A 16,144-nucleotide genomic window follows, 5' to 3' on the forward strand; every position below is an offset into this window, starting at 1 on the left:
CTTTACCCGCGCAGTTCGGTTTTCAGCACCTTGCCGCTGGCATTGCGGGGCAGATCCTCGACGAAGGCAAAGCTGCGCGGCACCTTGTAGTTGGCCATGTTCTCGCGGCTCCAGCCGATTAGTTCGGCCTCGGTCGCGGCCGCACCGGGGCGCAGCACGACATAGGCCTTGCCGACTTCGCCCATGCGCTCGTCCGGCACGCCGACCACCGCGACCATGGCAATCGCCGGATGGACCGCCAGCAGCTTCTCAACTTCGGCCGGATAGACGTTGAAGCCGCCGGAGATATACAGGTCCTTCATGCGGTCGGTGATCCGCACGTATCCGGCCTCGTCCATCGTCCCGACATCGCCGGTGTGGAGCCAGCCGTCAGCGTCGATCGCTTCCGCCGTCGCCTCCGGATCGTCCAGGTAGCCCAGCATCACGCCCTGCCCGCGCACCAGGATTTCCCCGGCCTCGCCGCGCGGCACTTCGCGGCCCTCGGCATCGGCAATGATCACTTCATTGCCGGGAATGGCCGCGCCACAGGTCTGCGCGATCAGCTCCACCGGATCGCCGGGGCGGCAGCCGGTGATGTTGACGCATTCGGTCATGCCATAGGCGGTGATGATGTCGCGGATGCCCAGTTCGCTGCGGATGCGCTCCACCAGCACTGGCGGCACGGTGGCCGCGCCCGTCGTTCCGCCGCGCAGGGAAGAGGTGTCGAACGGAGCCTTTTCCAGCTCGGTCAGCAGCATCTGGAACACGGTCGGTGGCCCGGGGAAGAAGTTGATCTTCTCCCGCTCAATCAGGTCAATCGCCTGTCGCACGTCGAACTGCGCCATCGGCACGGCCACTGCGCCCGACAACAGGCAGGCCACCCAGCCCACCTTCATCCCGAACGAATGGAAGAACGGATTGGCGATCAGGTAGCGCTCGCCGAACGCCAGTCCGGTGTTGCCGATCCACACCGCGCACTGCGGCAGCACGCGGCCATGCGTCATCAGCACGCCCTTGGGGCTGCCGGTGGTGCCGCTGGTGAACAGGATATCGCTGATGGTGTCCGCATCGATGCCGGCAAGGGCCGCATCGACTGCCAGATCGGCCGCGCCCTGGCCGCTGGCGAGGAAGGCCGCGAACTGCGTGTCCAGCATGACCGTTTCACGCAGGTCCGGCAGATCCTCATCCGCCAGCAGCGCCCGGTAGTCGATCCCAAGGAACCCGGTCACCGTGAACAGCAGCTTGGCATGGGTGCGGCGCAGGATATCCCCGGCCTCGCGACCCTTCAGTCGGGTGTTGAGCGTCACCACCGCCGCGCCGACGCTCATCGCCGCCAGCGCCGCGACGATCCATTCACGGCAGTTCGGCGCCCAGACCGCCACCCGGTCTCCCGACCCGATGCCCCGCGCCAGCAGCGCGGAGGCTCCGGCCCGGGATTGCTCCCACAGCTGCGCAAAAGTCCACGTTTCCCCGCCCTCGATTACCGCGGGGGCATCGGGCCAGGTCCGCGCGGCGGCTTCGGCTGCGTGGGGAATCGTCGCGGGCAGCGGACTGAGCATCAGGCGACCTCGAACAGACCAGCCGCGCCCATGCCGCCCGCGACGCACATGGAGATGACGACATACTTCACGCCGCGGCGCTTGCCTTCGATCAGGGCGTGGCCGACCAGGCGGCTCCCGGTCATGCCAAAGGGATGGCCCAGCGCGATGCCGCCGCCGTTGACGTTCAGCTTGTCGGGATCGATCCCCAGCTTGCGCTGACAATAGATCGCCTGGCTTGCGAAGGCTTCGTTGATTTCAAACAGGCCGATATCGTCAATCGACAAGCCCGCACGATCTAGCAGCTTGGGGATCGCGAAAACCGGGCCGACGCCCATTTCATCCGGCTCACACCCGGCAACCTGGAAACCGCGATAGATGCCCAGCACCGGCAGGCCTTCCTTCTGCGCGGTATCGAGATCCATGATCACCTGCGCCGACGCGCCATCCGACAGCTGCGAGGCGTTGCCGGCCGTAATGTGGCGGCCTTCCTTGATGACCATGCCGTCCTTGAACACCGGGCGCAGGCTCGACAGACCCTCGGCCGTCGTGTCGCCGCGCACGCCCTCGTCGGCGGTCACGGTGACGGTTTCGCGGCCGGTTTCGTTGCCTTCCTTGTCCTTGAGCGACTTTTCGACGGTGATGGCCGCGATTTCGGTATCGAACCGGCCCGCCGCCTGCGCCGCGCCCGCACGCTGCTGGCTGAGCGCGGAGAAGGCGTCCTGGTCCTCACGGCTGATGCCATAACGCTCGGCCACGATTTCCGCCGTCTCGATCATCGCCATGTAGGCATAGGGATCAGCCGCGATCACCGCCTTCGAGCGGTTGCGCCACGCGGGCGCGAACTTGTTGAGCGTCATCGAGATCGTCTCGACCCCGCCCGCCACGGCCACATCGACCTCGTCGCAACGGATCGCCCGCGCGGCGAGTGCAATGGCGTTGAGGCCCGACGAGCACTTGCGGTCCAGCGTGAAGCCGCTGGTGGTGTTGGGCAGCTTCGACGCATGGACCGTCAGGCGACCCAGATTATAGCTCTGCGTGTTCCAGTGGTTCCCGCAACCCAGGTACACGTCATCCACGCGGGCCGGATCGATGCCCGCGCGCTCCAGCGCGGCATCGACGACATGGGCCGACAGCACGGGGGCCTCGGTGTCGTTGAACGCCCCGCGATAGGCTTTGCCGATCCCGGTACGGGCAGTGGAAACGATGGCGGCATCACGCATGGTCTGGTTCCTTGGCAAACGGGTTCACTTGGCAATCATGTTGCCGGGGCCGAAAAAGGCCCGCATTTCGCGCACCTTGCCATCGGCATTGAACGCGAAGGTATCGATCACGTGGATTTCCATGTCCTTGCCGTCAAAATGAAGCGGCACATGGAACGCAAATGCGGCGTGGCCTTCCGCAAGGCGGATCGGGCCGTCGAGCACCAGCTTCGCGCCGGTGGCCATCGATGCCTGGTAGAATTCGCGGATCGCCGCATGGCCCACCTTGGGCGGGGTACCAACCGGGTCTTCCACCACGGCATCCTCGGCAAAGATCGCCACGGCCTGCTCCGGATCGCCGGCCGCAAAGGCGGCGACATAGGCGAGAACCGCGGCTTCCATCTGTTCAGGCGTGGCCATCATGCTTACTCCGGGAAATAGCGGCTGATGGTATCGACCACGCAAGCCGGCTTTTCGCTGCCCTCGATCTCGACCGTGACGCGCACAACCGACTGGATCGCACCCTTCACTTCCTCGACGCCGACGATCTCGCCTACGCCGCGAATGCGGCTGCCGACCTTTACGGGTGCGAGGAAGCGCAGGCGGTCTGCCCCGACGTTCACCGCATGGGTAAAGCCGCGCACCTCGATCAGGTCTGGCAGGAAGTAGTTCACCAGGCTCATCGTCAGATAGCCATGGGCGATGGTGCCGCCGAACGGCCCCTCCTTCGCGCGCTCCACATCGACGTGGATCCACTGGTGATCGCCGGTCACTTCGGCAAAGCCGTTGACCCGGTCCTGCTCGATGGCCAGCCACTCGGTCGGGCCAAGGACGGTGCCCTCTTGCCCGATCAGGTCGCGCGGGGATGCATAGATCTTGGTCATGGTCAGGCCCGCTGGCTGGAAACCGACAGCACTTCGCCGGTCATGTAGGACGACAGGTCGGAGGCCAGGAACATCATCACGTTGGCGACTTCCCAGACTTCGGCCGGACGCCCGAAGGCTTCCTTGGCCGACAGTTCGGCCAGCAGGTCATCGGTGGTCACCTTGGCCAGGAACGCGTGCATCGCGATCGACGGAGCAACCGCGTTGATCCGCACATTGTGCTCGGCCGCCTCCACCGCCGAGCAGCGGGTGAACGCCATCACGCCCGCCTTCGCGGCAGCATAATGGGCCTGCCCCTTTTGCGCGCGCCAGCCAAGCACCGAGGCGTTGTTGACGACCACCCCGGTCTTGCGCGCATACATCGCGGGAAGGAACGCGCGGCTCATCCGGAACACGCTGTTGAGCGTGACGTCGAGCACGCGGAACCATTGCTCGTCGGTCATGTCGACCACATCGACTTCACCGCCAAGGCCCGCGTTGTTGATCAGCACGTCGACGTGGCCCAGTTCGGCAAGCGCCGCGGCGTGGAGCGCATCGACCTGGTCCTGGCTGGTCACGTCGCACACGAAGGTCGCCGGGCGCTGGCCGCATTCGGCGGCGATCCGGTCGGCAGCTTCGCCCAGCCGGCGCTCATGGAAGTCGCTCATCAGCACGGTCGCGCCTTCTTCCACCGCACGCTTGGCAGCGGAGAAGCCGATGCCGGTGCCAGCCGAGGCGGTCACAACCACAGTCTTGCCGGCCAGCAGATTGCGGCCCTGCGGATAAGCCGGGATCGGAGCAGCCATCAGACGTCACCCCGCGGTTCGCGCGGCATGCCCAGACCGCGCTCGGCGATCAGGTTGCGCTGGATCTGGTTGGTCCCGCCATAGATCGTGTCGGCGCGGCTGTAGAGGAACAGATTGGGCAGCGTGTCCCATTCATACTCTGCCCCTTCGGCCACTTCGGCAGCCTGCCCCAGCACGTCCATCGCCAGTTCGCCCAGGTTGCGCCGCCAGCTGGCCCACTGGATCTTGTAGGTCAGCGCCGCGCCGTCGATCTTGGAATGATCGGTCTGCGACAGCATCCGCAGCGCGCCATAGCGCATCAGGTTGAGGCCGATTTCCGCCTTGGCGATACGCTGACGGATCAGCGGATCCTTGGCCGCGCCATTCGCCTTGGCCGCCGCGATGATTTCGTCCAGCTCGTTGCGGAAGCCCATTTGCTGGCCCAGCGTGGAAACGCCGCGTTCGAACGCCAGCAGACCCATCGCGATCTTCCAGCCTTCACCCGGCGCGCCAATCAGGCTGTCCGCCGGGCAGCGCGCATCGGTGAAGAAGGTTTCGTTGAATTCGGCATCGCCGTTGATCTGCTTGATCCCGCGGATCTCGATCCCCGGCTGGTCGATTTCCATCATCAGGAAGGTCAGGCCCTTGGGCCCCTTCGACCCTTCCTCGCTACGGGAAACGACGAAGATCCAGTCGGAAATGTGCGCCAGGCTGGTCCAGATCTTCTGGCCGTTGACGACCCATTCCCCGCCCTCAAGCCGCGCCTTGGTGCGGACCGAAGCGAGGTCGGACCCGGCACCCGGTTCCGAAAAGCCCTGGCAGAAGATGGTCTTGCCCGCCGCGATATCAGGCAGGAAGCGCTGCTTCTGCGCTTCGGTGCCGAATGCCAGAATGGTCGGACCGGCCAGTTCGACGCCGATGTGATTGACGCGGCCCGGAACCCCGGCGCGCGCATATTCCTCGGCAAAGATCACCTGATGGGCCAGGCTGGCGTTGCGGCCACCCCATTCCTCGGGCCAGCCGATGCACGACCACTTGTAAGCGGCCAGTTGCTGTTCCCATTCCTTGCGGCGTTCGGGGCAGGCAGTCAGCTTGGTGATGCCCTTGATGTCCTTGAACTCGCCAGCCATCTGGCCATTCAGCCAGTCGGCGCATTCGGCCCGGAACAGCTCGTCCTCGCGCGAAAAGCCCAGCTTCATGCGGCGTCTCCCAGAATCATGCTGGCAATCCGCTCACGGTGCCAGTTCCCGCTGCCCAGCATCGACTGGATCGCGCGGGCGCGTTTGAAATAGAGGTGGGCGTCATGCTCCCACGTGAAGCCGATCCCGCCGTGCAGCTGGATCATGTTGCCCGCGCACATGAAGTACGTGTCGGCGGCAAAGCTCTTGGCCGAATGGACCGCAAGTTCGGCCTCGTCCGAGCCCTCGTCCACCGCGCAGGCTGCCCAGTAAACGGCAGAGCGGGCCTGCTCGATTTCGATCATCATGTCAGCCAGGCGGTGCTTGTAAGCCTGGAACGAACCGATCGCGCGGCCGAACTGGACACGCTCCTTGGCGTAGCCCACGGTGCGGTCCAGCGCAGCCTGCGCCCCGCCCAGTGCTTCCGCCGCCACGGTAACGAAGCCTGCACGGTGCGCGGCTTCGATTGCGGCGGCCGGATTGCCCAGCGGCGCGCCCTGCACACCGGCCAGTGCCACTTGCGCATAGGGACGCGTCTGGTCCATCGTGGTCTGCGCCGTGACGGCAAGGCCAGCCGCATCGACCGGAACAATCCACGCGCCGGTATTGCTGGTCACCACGAAGACTTGCGCCGAAGCGCCGTGGGCGACGAACCGGTCCCCACCGGTCAGCACATCGCCATTGGCGGCCAGAGCCGCATCATGGACATAGCCAGCAACGACTTCGCCCGAAAGCAGCCGGGGCAGCCATTCGGCCTGCTGCTCAGGCGTCCCGCCAGCCGCAATGGCCTGCGCCGCCATGGCCAGAGAGCCCAGCATCGGCAGGGCCGCCACTTGCGCGCCCGCTGCTTCGGCGATGATTGCCAGCTCGACCAGCCCCAGCCCGGCTCCGCCCGCGCTTTCCGGGATACCGATGCCCGACAGGCCCAGTTCCTGGCAGAACGCGGTCCACAGCTCGGCATCGATACCGTCCGCCGCCATCGCCTTGCGCGTGCGCTCGGACGTGGCGTTTTCGGTGAAGAAGGCGCGCGCGGTTTCCGCGATCATCGCCTGTTCGTCGGTAAATACGAATTCCATGTCAGGCGGTCCCCCACACCTTGCGCGGCGGCACACGGGTCGCCAGCAACTTTTCAACCGCAGCGCCGACTTCGGCCGGTGCCCACTGCGCGCCCTTGTCCACCATCGGACCTTCGCGCCAGCCGTCTTCCAGCATGATCTTGCCGCCTTCGAGTTCGAATACGCAGCCGGTCACGTCGGCGCTTTCGCCACTGCCCAGCCAGACAACGGTCGGCGCAATATTCGCCGGGTCCATCACGTCAAACACCTGGCCTTCGGTCGCCATCTTGTCGGCAAAGGCCTGTTCGGTCATGCGGGTGCGGGCCGACGGGGCGAGCGCGTTGGCAGTGATGCCATAGCGCCCCAGTTCAGCGGCCTGGACCAGCGTCAGCGAGGCGATCCCGCCCTTGGCCGTCGAATAGGCGGCCTGCGCGATAGAGCCTTGCAGCCCTGCCCCGGACGAGGTGTTGATGATCCGCGCATCGGGGTTGGTCCCGGCCTTCTGCTTGGCGCGCCAGTAATCCACGGCGTGCCGCGACAGGCAGAAATGCCCGCGCAGGTGGACGTGCATGGTCGCATCCCACTCTTCCAGCGTGGCAGACACGAACATCCGGTCGCGCACGATCCCGGCATTGTTGACCACCACGTGCAAGTCGCCGAACGCGGCCACGGCGGCGTCAACGATGCGCTTGGCCGCATCCCAGTCGGTGATGTCTTCGTAGTTGGCGATGGCCTTGCCGCCAGCGGCAATGATTTCAGCAACAACGCCATCGGCGGCGCTGGTATCGCGCCCTTCGCCGTTCAGCGAGGTGCCAATGTCGTTGACCACCACGTTCGCGCCCTCGGCCGCAAAGGCCAGCGCATAGGCGCGGCCCAGCCCGCGGGCGGCACCGGTGATGATGACGGTGCGATTTTCGCAAATACCCATTACAGCCTCTCGATAATCGTGACGTTGGCCTGACCGCCGCCTTCGCACATGGTCTGCAGACCATAGCGCCCGCCGGTGCGTTCCAGCGCATTGAGCAAGGTGGTCATCAGTCGAGCGCCGGTCGCGCCAAGCGGATGGCCCAGGGCGATCGCGCCGCCGTGGATGTTGACCTTCTCGTGCGGGATGCCCAGTTCTTTCATCCACGCCATCGGCACGGATGCGAACGCTTCGTTGCATTCGAACAGGTCGATGTCGGCAACGGTCATGCCCGCCTTCTTCAGCGCATACTCGGTCGCGGGGATCGGCGCGGTCAGCATCCACACCGGGTCGTCCGCACGGACGGAAATGTGATGGATGCGCGCACGCGGCGTCAGGTTGTGTTCCTTCACCGCGCGTTCGCTGGCGACCAGCATCGCGGCCGCGCCATCGCAGTTCTGGCTGGAAATCCCCGCGGTGATGATCCCGCCTTCCTGCACGGTGCGCAGACCGGCCAGACCTTCAAGCGAAGTCGTCGGGCGGATCGTTTCGTCGGCGGCCAGTTCCGCCATCGGCGCGATCTCGTTCGCGAACCAGCCGTTGTCCGCCGCCGCCTGCGCGCGCTGGTGCGATGCGACCGCAAACGCTTCCATCTCGGCGCGGGTCAGGCCCCACTTCGCCGCGATCATCTCGGCCGAATTGATCTGGTTCAGGATGCCGTCGCCATAGCGCGCGACCCAGCCGGGCGAGGTGTTGAACGGGTTGGAAAAGCCGTAAGGCTCCGCCGCCAGCATCGCCGCCGAAATGGGGATTGCGTTCATCGCCTGACTGCCACCCGCGACGACGAGATCCTGCGTCCCGCTCATCACGCCTTGCGCGGCGAAGTGAACGGCCTGCTGGCTCGATCCACACTGGCGGTCAATCGTGGTGCCCGGCACATGCTGCGGCAGGCCAGCCACGAGCCACACGGTGCGGCCGATGTCTCCGGCTTGCGGCCCGATGGTGTCGCAGCAGCCCCAGACGACGTCGTCGACAAGGTTGGCGTCGATCCCGGTGCGCTCCACCAGTGCCTTGATCGGATGCGCGCCAAGGTCCGCCGGATGGAGCCCGGCCAGACTGCCCTTCTTGCGCCCGATGGGCGTGCGGACAGCGTCGATAATATATGCTTCAGCCATGGTGATCCTCAGGCAAAGGTGTGTTCGGGGCCGATCGGCAGGGAGCCGCCCAGCACGGCTTCGTCGATCCGCTTGAGATGGAACGCGCGGTCGCCCCAGGCGCCGCACAGCGCCCAACTGCGCTTCATCCAGAAGTGCAGGTCGACCTCATAGGTGTAGCCCATGGCGCCGTGGACCTGGATCGCGGTTTCGGCCGTCAGCATCGCCGCGTCGCTCGCGGCCAGCTTGGCGTGGCTGACGTGGGCAGCGGCGCTGTCCAGTCCGTCCTGCATCGCCGCGGCTGCGCGCCAGACGACCGGCTTGGCGAACTCAATCGCGACCGAGCAGCTGGCCAGCTGGTGCTTGATCCCCTGGAATGCGCCGATCGGTTGCCCGAACTGGGTGCGGATCTTGGCGTACTCGACGGCCTGATGCAGCATCGCATCGGCCAGACCGACCAGCTGCGCCGCGCTCATCAGTGCGCCGAGGTTCAGCAGGTGCGGATCATCGCTGACGGTCGCGGGTCGCGCCGTCAGCTGGCGGAGCGGATCGACGCTGACCAGCGCCTCCCCCTCGCCATCGGCAACCCACGGGTTAATCGCGTGAGCCGGTGCCAGCTTGCGCGTGCCTGCCACCACATCGGCCAGACCGTCCGTCTGCCCTTGGGAGAGCAGCCACGGCACGCCCACAAAAGCGGTATCGACCAGCGGCTCGGCCAGACAGGCCCGGCCGCATTCCGCCGCGATCAGCGCGGCTTCGACCAGTCCCATGCCAAGGCCGCCATGCTCTTCCGGCACGAGCAGCCCGGTCAGGCCCATGTCGACCAGACCCTGCCAGATCGCCGGATCGCGCGGACCCGCTTCGTCCAGTCGCCGCAAGACTTCGGGGCCGTGCGTCCCCGTCAGGTAATCGCGCACGCCCTCTGCCAGCGTCAGCTGGTCTTCGGAAAACCGGAAATCCATCAGCCCGCTCCCACGCGAGGAAGGCCGAGCAGGCGTTCGGCCGTGATGTTGCGTTGCACCTCGTTCGAGCCGGCATAGATCGGGCCGGAGAGCGAGAAGATGTAGCCTTCGAGCCACTGGTTGATGCGGCCATCGTCAAACCGCTTCAGCTCTGCCGCCGCGCCCAGCAATTGCATCGCGGTGCGGTGCATCGAGCGGTCGAGTTCGGACCAGAAGATCTTGTTGAGGCTGGCCTCCGCTCCGATCTTGCCCCCGGCCATGATCTTCGCCGCCACGGCATAGGTGTTATAGGCATAGGCCTGCGCCGCGCCCCACGCCTGCACCACGGCCTCGCGCGCCGACGGCGCGGCATGGTCGGCGTGCTGGCGATAGAGTTCGACCAGCCGCTTCGCCGTCGCCTGAAACCGTCCGGGCGAGCGCAGCATCAGCCCGCGTTCGAACCCGGCAGTCGCCATCGCCACGTTCCAGCCCTGCCCTTCGCCCGCCAGGCAGTTTTCCACCGGTACGCGCACTTCATCGAAGAACAGTTCGGCAAAGCCGGTATCGCCGTGCAGCTGGCGGATCGGACGGCGGGTAATGCCGGGGCTGTTCATGTCGAACAGGATGAAGGTCAGCCCCTTGTGCCGCTTGCTGTCCGGGTCGGTGCGGAAAATGCCAAAGCCCCAGTCGGCAAAGGCCGCGCGGCTTGACCAGGTCTTCTGGCCGGTGATGACGTAGTGATCGCCATCGCGCACGGCCTTGGACTGGATCGCCGCCATGTCGCTGCCCGCGCCGGGTTCGGACCAGGCCTGCGCCCAGATCACTTCGCCTTTGGCCATCGGGGTCAGGAACCGGGCCTTCTGCTCCTCGGTCCCGAATTCCATGATCGTCGGGCCGAGCAGGAAGATGCCGTTCTGGTTGGCCCGGTTGGGACCGCCAGCACGGAAATACTCTTCCTCGAAGATCAGCCACTGGATCAGGTCCAGCCCGCGCCCGCCATAGGCTTCGGGCCAGGTGACCATGCCCCAGTTGCCGCTGGCCAGGGTGCGCTCCCACTCGACGTGCTGGTCATAGCCTTCGCGGCATTCCAGCGTAACGAGCGGTTCCTTCGGCACGTGCGCTTCCATCCAGGCGCGCACTTCGGCCCGGAACGCCTGCTGTTCAGGAGTGTATTGCAGCTGCATCAGAACGCATCCATCAGAATTGGGCCGCCTTGCCGGTTTCAACAAAGGCATCGCGCGCCTTCTGGCTGTCTTCGTGCATGTACATTTCCAGGGTGAAGCCCTGTTCCCAGCGATAGCCGCGATCGACGTCGCGCGGTTCCAGCCCGTTCAGCGCTTCCTTGGCGATGACCAGCGCCTTGCGGCTCTTGCTGGCGACGATCGCGCAGAACGCGCGCGCCTCGGCCACGAGGTCGGCCCGCGGCACGACCTTCTCGACCGCGCCAAGCCGATAGGCTTCCTCGGCCGGGATGTTGCCGCCCGTGAAAAAGGCCGCGCGGACCTTGTGCAGCGGCAGCATCCGCGACAGGTGGCTAGCCCCGCCCATTGCCCCGCGATCGACCTCCGGCAGCGAGAAGAACGCATCGTCTGCCGCGATGATCGTATCGGCCGCGCCGCAAATTCCGATCCCGCCGCCGATCACGAACTTGTGCGCGGCGACCACCACCGGCACTTCGGCATCGCGAATGGCCTTGAAGGTCAGGTAATTGCCGCGGTTCAGCACGGTGATGCGCTCCGGGTGGGCCTGCATCTCCTTGATGTCGACCCCGCCGCAGAACCCGCGCGATTCCTCTGCCGCGCGGATCAGCACGCAGTTGACGTCCGGATTGCTGGCGACCGCCGTGATGATCGCGGGCAATGACATCCAGGTCTGGCTGTCGAACGCGTTGACCGGCGGAACATCGAACACGATTTCCGCGATCCGGTCCTTGATGGTGGTGGTAATGCCCATGTCTTACTCCTGGGTGCCAAGGCCGCGCAGCGCGGTCAGCCGCGCTTCCGCCTCGGTCATGATGCTGTCGATCAGCGCGGCGCAGGTCGGCAGGTCGGCCAGCCGCCCGCCCACCACGCCAGTGGCCATCAGGCCGTCCGCGTCGGCGCCATCGACCACGGCGCGCTGGATCATCATCGGCGCGGCCGCGGCCATCATTGCCTGCATCAGCGAAAGCCCGCCGTGCGAGGTCATGCCCTTGGCCGCGTGGTAAAGGTCGATGAACGAAGCGCCGGTCTGGCGCTTCATCGCCAGCCCTGCCTCGACCGCGCGCAGCCACATGCCGATCCGGCCGGACTGCTCGATGCGGGCAAGCGCTGGGTTCAGGATCATCCGCTGCGGGATCCCGTCGACCTTGGTGGTCACGACAATGTCATTGGTTCCCGCCTTGACGTAGCGCCCCTTAGTGCTGGCCGGCACTGGGCTTTCCGCCGTCATCAGGAAGCGCGTGCCCATCGCGATGCCGCAAGCGCCATAAGCCAGCGCCGCCGCCAGCCCGCGCCCGTCGCCAAAGCCACCCGCCGCGACGACCGGCACGTTCACTGCGTCCAGCACTTGCGGCAGCAGCACGGTGGAAGGGACCGAACCGGTATGCCCGCCACCCTCGCCGCCCTGCACCACGACCATGTCGCAGCCCAGCTGGACCATCTTCTCGGCGTGCTTCACCGCCCCGACCGTGGGGATGCACAGGATGCCCGCATCCTTGAACCGGGCGATCATCTTGGCATCCGGCCCGCGTCCGAAACTGACGGCCCGCACGCGATCGCGGTTGGCCAGGATCACTTCGACGATTTCCGCAGCACCCGGTTGGAAGCTGTGGAAATTGATGCCGAAATTGTGCGGCGTCAGGTCACGCAGCCGCGCCACCTCCTCGCGCGCCTCGGCCGGAGTCATCACCGCGCAGGCCAGAAAGCCGAATGCTCCGGCATTGCTGGACGCGGCGACGAGTTCAGGCGTCGCCACCCAGCCCATTGCGGTCTGGATCACGGGAACGCGGCAGCCTAGCGCCTCGGTGAGCGGGGTGCAGATCACTTGGCTCAGCCTTCCTTGGCCTGCTGCTTGTTCTGTGCGGCCATCGCCTTGCCATCAAGGCCGCCGATGGAATTGCCCAGCACCAGATCGTTCTGCGCATGGGCGAAGTGGTGCATGTGGAACACCGCATCCATCGCGCTGCGCTTGCCGCGCAGTTCCTCGACGTGATTGATCGCCTGCTTGGTCAGCCAGTTGCCAAGGCGCGGCTGGGCAACCAGCTTCGCCGCCATCGCTGCGACGGTATCGCGCAGCTCGGCGCGGCTGACGATCTTGTTCACCATGCCGAACTGTTCCGCACGCTGCGCGCTCATGCGTTCACCCAGCAGCAGGAACTCCTTGGCCACGCGCGGCGGCAGTTCGAATGCGTGGGCGAAGTATTCCACGCCGGGAATGCCCATGCGGTTGACCGGGTCCTGGAAGAACGCGTCATCGGTCGCCACGATCAGGTCGCAGACCCATGCCAGCATCAGCCCGCCCGCGATGCAGGCGCCCTGCACCATCGCGATGGTCGGCTTGGCAATGTCGCGCCAACGGCGGCACATGCCGAGATACTGTTCCTGCTCACGCGTGTAGAGCAGTTCGGCACCGGGACGCGTCACGTGCGGCGGCACCATCAGGCGGTTTTCGAACTGCGTGTAAAGGTCGCGTCCCGGCGTGCCGATGTCGTGGCCCGCGCTGAAGTGCTTGCCATTCCCGGCCAGCACGATGCACTTGACCGCATCGTCGTTGGTCGCGCGCATGAACGCGTCGTCCAGCGCATAGGTCATCTGCCCGTTCTGCGCATTGTTGAAGTCCGGGCGGTTCATCGTCACCCAGGCTACGCCGTCGATCACTTCGTACAGCACCGGCTGATCGGTTTCGTAAACGACGTCCACCTGTTTCGGCTCGACTAGATCGCTCATGGTTCTCTCTCCCCTCAGGCCTGCCCGACACGGGCTGGCGGGTTGTCCTTGATCACGCTGGCGCGGATATTGTGCGGGTCGAGCCGGGCGATGATCGCCAGTTCCTCGGCCCCCGGCAGCGCCGTTTCGACGATGTCGCCGCGCTCCAGTTCAAATCCGGTGGCTTCCTGCACCTGTTCAAAGGTCACGCCCGGATGCAGCGACACCACGCGGATCGCGTTGTCCTTGCCACCAAAGTCCATGACGCACAGATTGGTCACGATCACGCGCAGGTCGACGGCGGAATAGTTCCCGCCCGGCACGCGCTTGGCCGGGTTGTAGCCGACGCCCGACACCATATCGACTTCGCCCGCCACGAACACGCGGGGCGTGTGGCTGGGGAAGAAGAAGCTGTTGGGGTGGTAGATCGTGTTGCCGGGGAACCCGCGCACGCCCAGCATCTGGGTCTTGGGCTGCTGGTGGGTTCCGCCCAGCTGCGAAAGGTTGATCTGCCCGAACCGGTCGATCTGCGTCGGCGTCACCATCGCGTGGCGCCGTCCGCTCCACACCGCGCTGTCGAAAAAGCGCGAGAACGGCAGGTGGCCGGCGAACTTCGGCTTGTAGTCACCGCGCGGGCCGATCGGCACCGGCTGCTCGACCAGATAGGCCTCGCCATCGGTCATCATCAGTTCCGGCGTGTGCGTCAGCTTGGCCAGGCTCGCGCCCAGCCGCGGGACCGGGCCAACGCCCGTTGCCACCACTTCACCATTGCCCCGGAACGCTTCCGAAGCTGCGAAAATGCAGAGTTCTGCCAGGGTCACTTCGCTCATCAGAACACCGGCAGCGGCAGAGCCGCGACCGCCTCCTTTCCGCCAACGGATTCCAGATATGCGGCTTCGTCCGCGCCGACGAAACGGTCCTTGACCGCGTTCCAGTCGCCCGGATCCTTCGCCGCGTCGGTGTAGGCCTTGAACGCCTTCATGTCCCAGCCATAAGCCGGCGGCATCGAGCTGGGATGCGCGCCGCACGGGATATGCGTGACGCCGCTGACAAAGCAGCGTTCGAACACATTGGCCTGCGCGGTGTCGGGATAGTGGTCCTCCATCTGGTCGACCAGTTCCTCGCAGCTGACATAAGTCCTGGCCGCCGCCTTCGCGAACCATTCGTCGTAGTAGACGTCAGGCCCGAACAGCTGGACGTTACCGCGCCAGTCGCTGCGGTTCACATGCAGCAGCGCCGCATCCAGCTTCAGCGCGGGCATCGCGATCAGCACTTCGCCATCGTCATAGGGCGACTGGACGTGCTTCAGGCCGCCAAGGTCAGCCAGGTCGGTACCCAGGCCGACGCGGGTCGGCAGGAACGGCAGGCCGAACGCGGCGGCCTTGAGGCCCCACTGGAACATGCCTTCGTCGAGTTCGAGCACTTCGATCTGCCCCGCTTCGCGGGCCTTGCGGAACCAGGGCTCCAGCGGAATTGCATCGAGGCTGACAAAGGCGAAGACCAGCTTCTTTACCTTGCCCGCCGCGCAGAGCATCCCCACGTCCGCGCCGCCATAGGCCACGATCGTCAGGTCCTTCAGGTCCGAACGCAGGATTTCGCGCACCAGCGCCATCGGCTTGCGCCGCGGCCCCCAGCCGCCAATCCCCAGCGTCATTCCATCTTTCAACTCGCCGACGATTTCCGCCGGGGTCATCCGTTTGTCCAACATGCTCATTCCGCCGCTGCCTGCTGTTGTTCGCTCATCGCCTTCATCCAGGCCCATTCGTGGCCCCAGACGCTGATCGCCTCGTGCCGGGTGGTTTCCCAGTTCTCCGGATCGATCACCAGGCTGTCCCAGCCGATTTCCAGGTCGAACCCGCCTGGGGTCTGGACATAGAAGCCGGTCGTCTCGTCATTCACGTGGCTGCCCAGCGTCGCGCTTTCGGGGTAGCCATAGCGCTTCATCCGGTCATGCGCCTTGCCGACCTCGTTCATCGACGGCATTTCCAGCATGATGTGGACCGCGCCCGATGGCGGGATCGGGCCTTCGCCCAGCGCGATCGAATGGTGGCGCCCGTTATCGGCGTGCATGAAGGCAAAGCCCATCGACGGCCCGTCCGGACCGAACAGTTCGAAGCGCGGCATATCGGTTTCATGGAAGCCGACCACATCGCGATAGAACGTCACGCATTCGTCGAAGTTGGGAGCGGAAAACACCGCGTGGCCCATGCCCATTTCACCGGTCACGAACGAAGGCACGCCAACCGGGGACACGAAAGGAACATCGGTCACGCTGTCGCCGTGGAAGAATTCCAGCCCGTTGCCAGCGGGATCGCTGGTGCGGAAGAAGGCCGCAACCCCGCGCTGCGCGGCCTCATCGGCACTGCCCTGCACCACCGGGCGACCAGCCTTGGCGATCGCACCCGCCAGGGCATCGAGCGCGGCCGCATCGGCCACCTCATACCCGGCTGCCAGGAAATACTCGCGCTTGCCATGCTCGATCCGGAACCGGAACGGCCGGGCGTCCACGCGGTAGAGCGCCGCGCCATCCGCCGCATCGGGAGCCCGCATCACCCCTGCCACTTGCGTGAGGAAATGATCCCACTTGTCCGGCTGCGCAGTCTCAATCACCACATAGCCGAGCGCCTTGATGCCCATGGC

17 protein-coding genes are annotated in these 16,144 nt (G+C 65.8%); all 17 read right to left on the bottom strand.

What is annotated here, in order from left to right:
- Positions 1 to 2: 2 nt before the first annotated feature.
- The 17 genes from IE113_RS08715 to IE113_RS08795 are packed head-to-tail and all read right to left on the bottom strand — an operon-like array spanning position 3 to position 16,141.
- Positions 3 to 1,538, bottom strand: coding sequence for a FadD3 family acyl-CoA ligase (locus IE113_RS08715; protein ID WP_189540505.1), 1,536 nt, complete (start codon positions 1,536 to 1,538; stop codon positions 3 to 5).
- A complete protein-coding gene (locus IE113_RS08720; RefSeq protein ID WP_189540506.1) occupies positions 1,538 to 2,740 on the bottom strand; it encodes an acetyl-CoA C-acyltransferase in 1,203 nt (400 codons plus the stop codon). The genes IE113_RS08715 and IE113_RS08720 overlap by 1 nt, the downstream gene beginning before the upstream one ends.
- A 24-nt stretch (positions 2,741 to 2,764) precedes the next feature.
- Positions 2,765 to 3,139: a nuclear transport factor 2 family protein gene (locus IE113_RS08725; protein WP_189540508.1), complete on the bottom strand. Its 375-nt coding sequence runs from the start codon at positions 3,137 to 3,139 to the stop codon at positions 2,765 to 2,767.
- A gap of 5 nt (positions 3,140 to 3,144) precedes the next feature.
- Positions 3,145 to 3,603 carry a MaoC family dehydratase gene (locus tag IE113_RS08730; protein ID WP_189540509.1) on the bottom strand — a complete coding sequence of 153 codons (459 nt, stop codon included), beginning with the start codon at positions 3,601 to 3,603 and terminating at the stop codon, positions 3,145 to 3,147.
- 2 nt (positions 3,604 to 3,605) lie between these two features.
- Positions 3,606 to 4,388: an SDR family oxidoreductase gene (locus tag IE113_RS08735; protein ID WP_189540510.1), complete on the bottom strand. Its 783-nt coding sequence runs from the start codon at positions 4,386 to 4,388 to the stop codon at positions 3,606 to 3,608.
- On the bottom strand, positions 4,388 to 5,566 hold the full coding sequence (locus tag IE113_RS08740) for an acyl-CoA dehydrogenase family protein (protein WP_189540511.1): 1,179 nt from the start codon (positions 5,564 to 5,566) through the stop codon (positions 4,388 to 4,390). Before IE113_RS08740 ends, IE113_RS08735 begins: the two co-directional genes overlap by 1 nt.
- On the bottom strand, positions 5,563 to 6,621 hold the full coding sequence (locus IE113_RS08745; protein ID WP_189540512.1) for an acyl-CoA dehydrogenase family protein: 1,059 nt from the start codon (positions 6,619 to 6,621) through the stop codon (positions 5,563 to 5,565). Before IE113_RS08745 ends, IE113_RS08740 begins: the two co-directional genes overlap by 4 nt.
- A gap of 1 nt (position 6,622) precedes the next feature.
- Positions 6,623 to 7,528 (bottom strand): SDR family oxidoreductase, encoded by a 906-nt coding sequence (locus IE113_RS08750; RefSeq protein WP_189540513.1) that lies wholly within the window; start codon positions 7,526 to 7,528, stop codon positions 6,623 to 6,625.
- Complete coding sequence (locus tag IE113_RS08755; RefSeq protein WP_189540515.1) at positions 7,528 to 8,679, bottom strand: acetyl-CoA C-acetyltransferase; 1,152 nt, start codon at positions 8,677 to 8,679, stop codon at positions 7,528 to 7,530. Before IE113_RS08755 ends, IE113_RS08750 begins: the two co-directional genes overlap by 1 nt.
- An 8-nt stretch (positions 8,680 to 8,687) precedes the next feature.
- Entirely contained in the window at positions 8,688 to 9,620 is a 933-nt protein-coding gene (locus IE113_RS08760; RefSeq protein WP_189540517.1) for an acyl-CoA dehydrogenase family protein, read from the bottom strand.
- A complete protein-coding gene (locus IE113_RS08765) occupies positions 9,620 to 10,783 on the bottom strand; it encodes an acyl-CoA dehydrogenase family protein (RefSeq protein ID WP_189540519.1) in 1,164 nt (387 codons plus the stop codon). The genes IE113_RS08760 and IE113_RS08765 overlap by 1 nt, the downstream gene beginning before the upstream one ends.
- Positions 10,784 to 10,796: 13 nt before the next feature.
- Complete coding sequence (locus IE113_RS08770; RefSeq protein ID WP_189540522.1) at positions 10,797 to 11,552, bottom strand: enoyl-CoA hydratase family protein; 756 nt, start codon at positions 11,550 to 11,552, stop codon at positions 10,797 to 10,799.
- Positions 11,553 to 11,555: 3 nt separating this feature from the next.
- On the bottom strand, positions 11,556 to 12,623 hold the full coding sequence (locus tag IE113_RS08775; RefSeq protein ID WP_229822236.1) for an NAD(P)H-dependent flavin oxidoreductase: 1,068 nt from the start codon (positions 12,621 to 12,623) through the stop codon (positions 11,556 to 11,558).
- 5 nt (positions 12,624 to 12,628) lie between these two features.
- Entirely contained in the window at positions 12,629 to 13,525 is an 897-nt protein-coding gene (locus IE113_RS08780; protein ID WP_189540523.1) for an enoyl-CoA hydratase, read from the bottom strand.
- A gap of 14 nt (positions 13,526 to 13,539) precedes the next feature.
- A complete protein-coding gene (locus IE113_RS08785; RefSeq protein ID WP_189540524.1) occupies positions 13,540 to 14,334 on the bottom strand; it encodes a CoA-transferase subunit beta in 795 nt (264 codons plus the stop codon).
- On the bottom strand, positions 14,334 to 15,218 hold the full coding sequence (locus IE113_RS08790) for a CoA transferase subunit A (RefSeq protein WP_189540526.1): 885 nt from the start codon (positions 15,216 to 15,218) through the stop codon (positions 14,334 to 14,336). Before IE113_RS08790 ends, IE113_RS08785 begins: the two co-directional genes overlap by 1 nt.
- On the bottom strand, positions 15,215 to 16,141 hold the full coding sequence (locus IE113_RS08795) for a VOC family protein (protein WP_189540528.1): 927 nt from the start codon (positions 16,139 to 16,141) through the stop codon (positions 15,215 to 15,217). The genes IE113_RS08790 and IE113_RS08795 overlap by 4 nt, the downstream gene beginning before the upstream one ends.
- Positions 16,142 to 16,144: the final 3 nt, after the last annotated feature.

Source organism: Novosphingobium arvoryzae, assembly GCF_014652615.1.
GTDB classification, from domain to species: domain Bacteria; phylum Pseudomonadota; class Alphaproteobacteria; order Sphingomonadales; family Sphingomonadaceae; genus Novosphingobium; species Novosphingobium arvoryzae.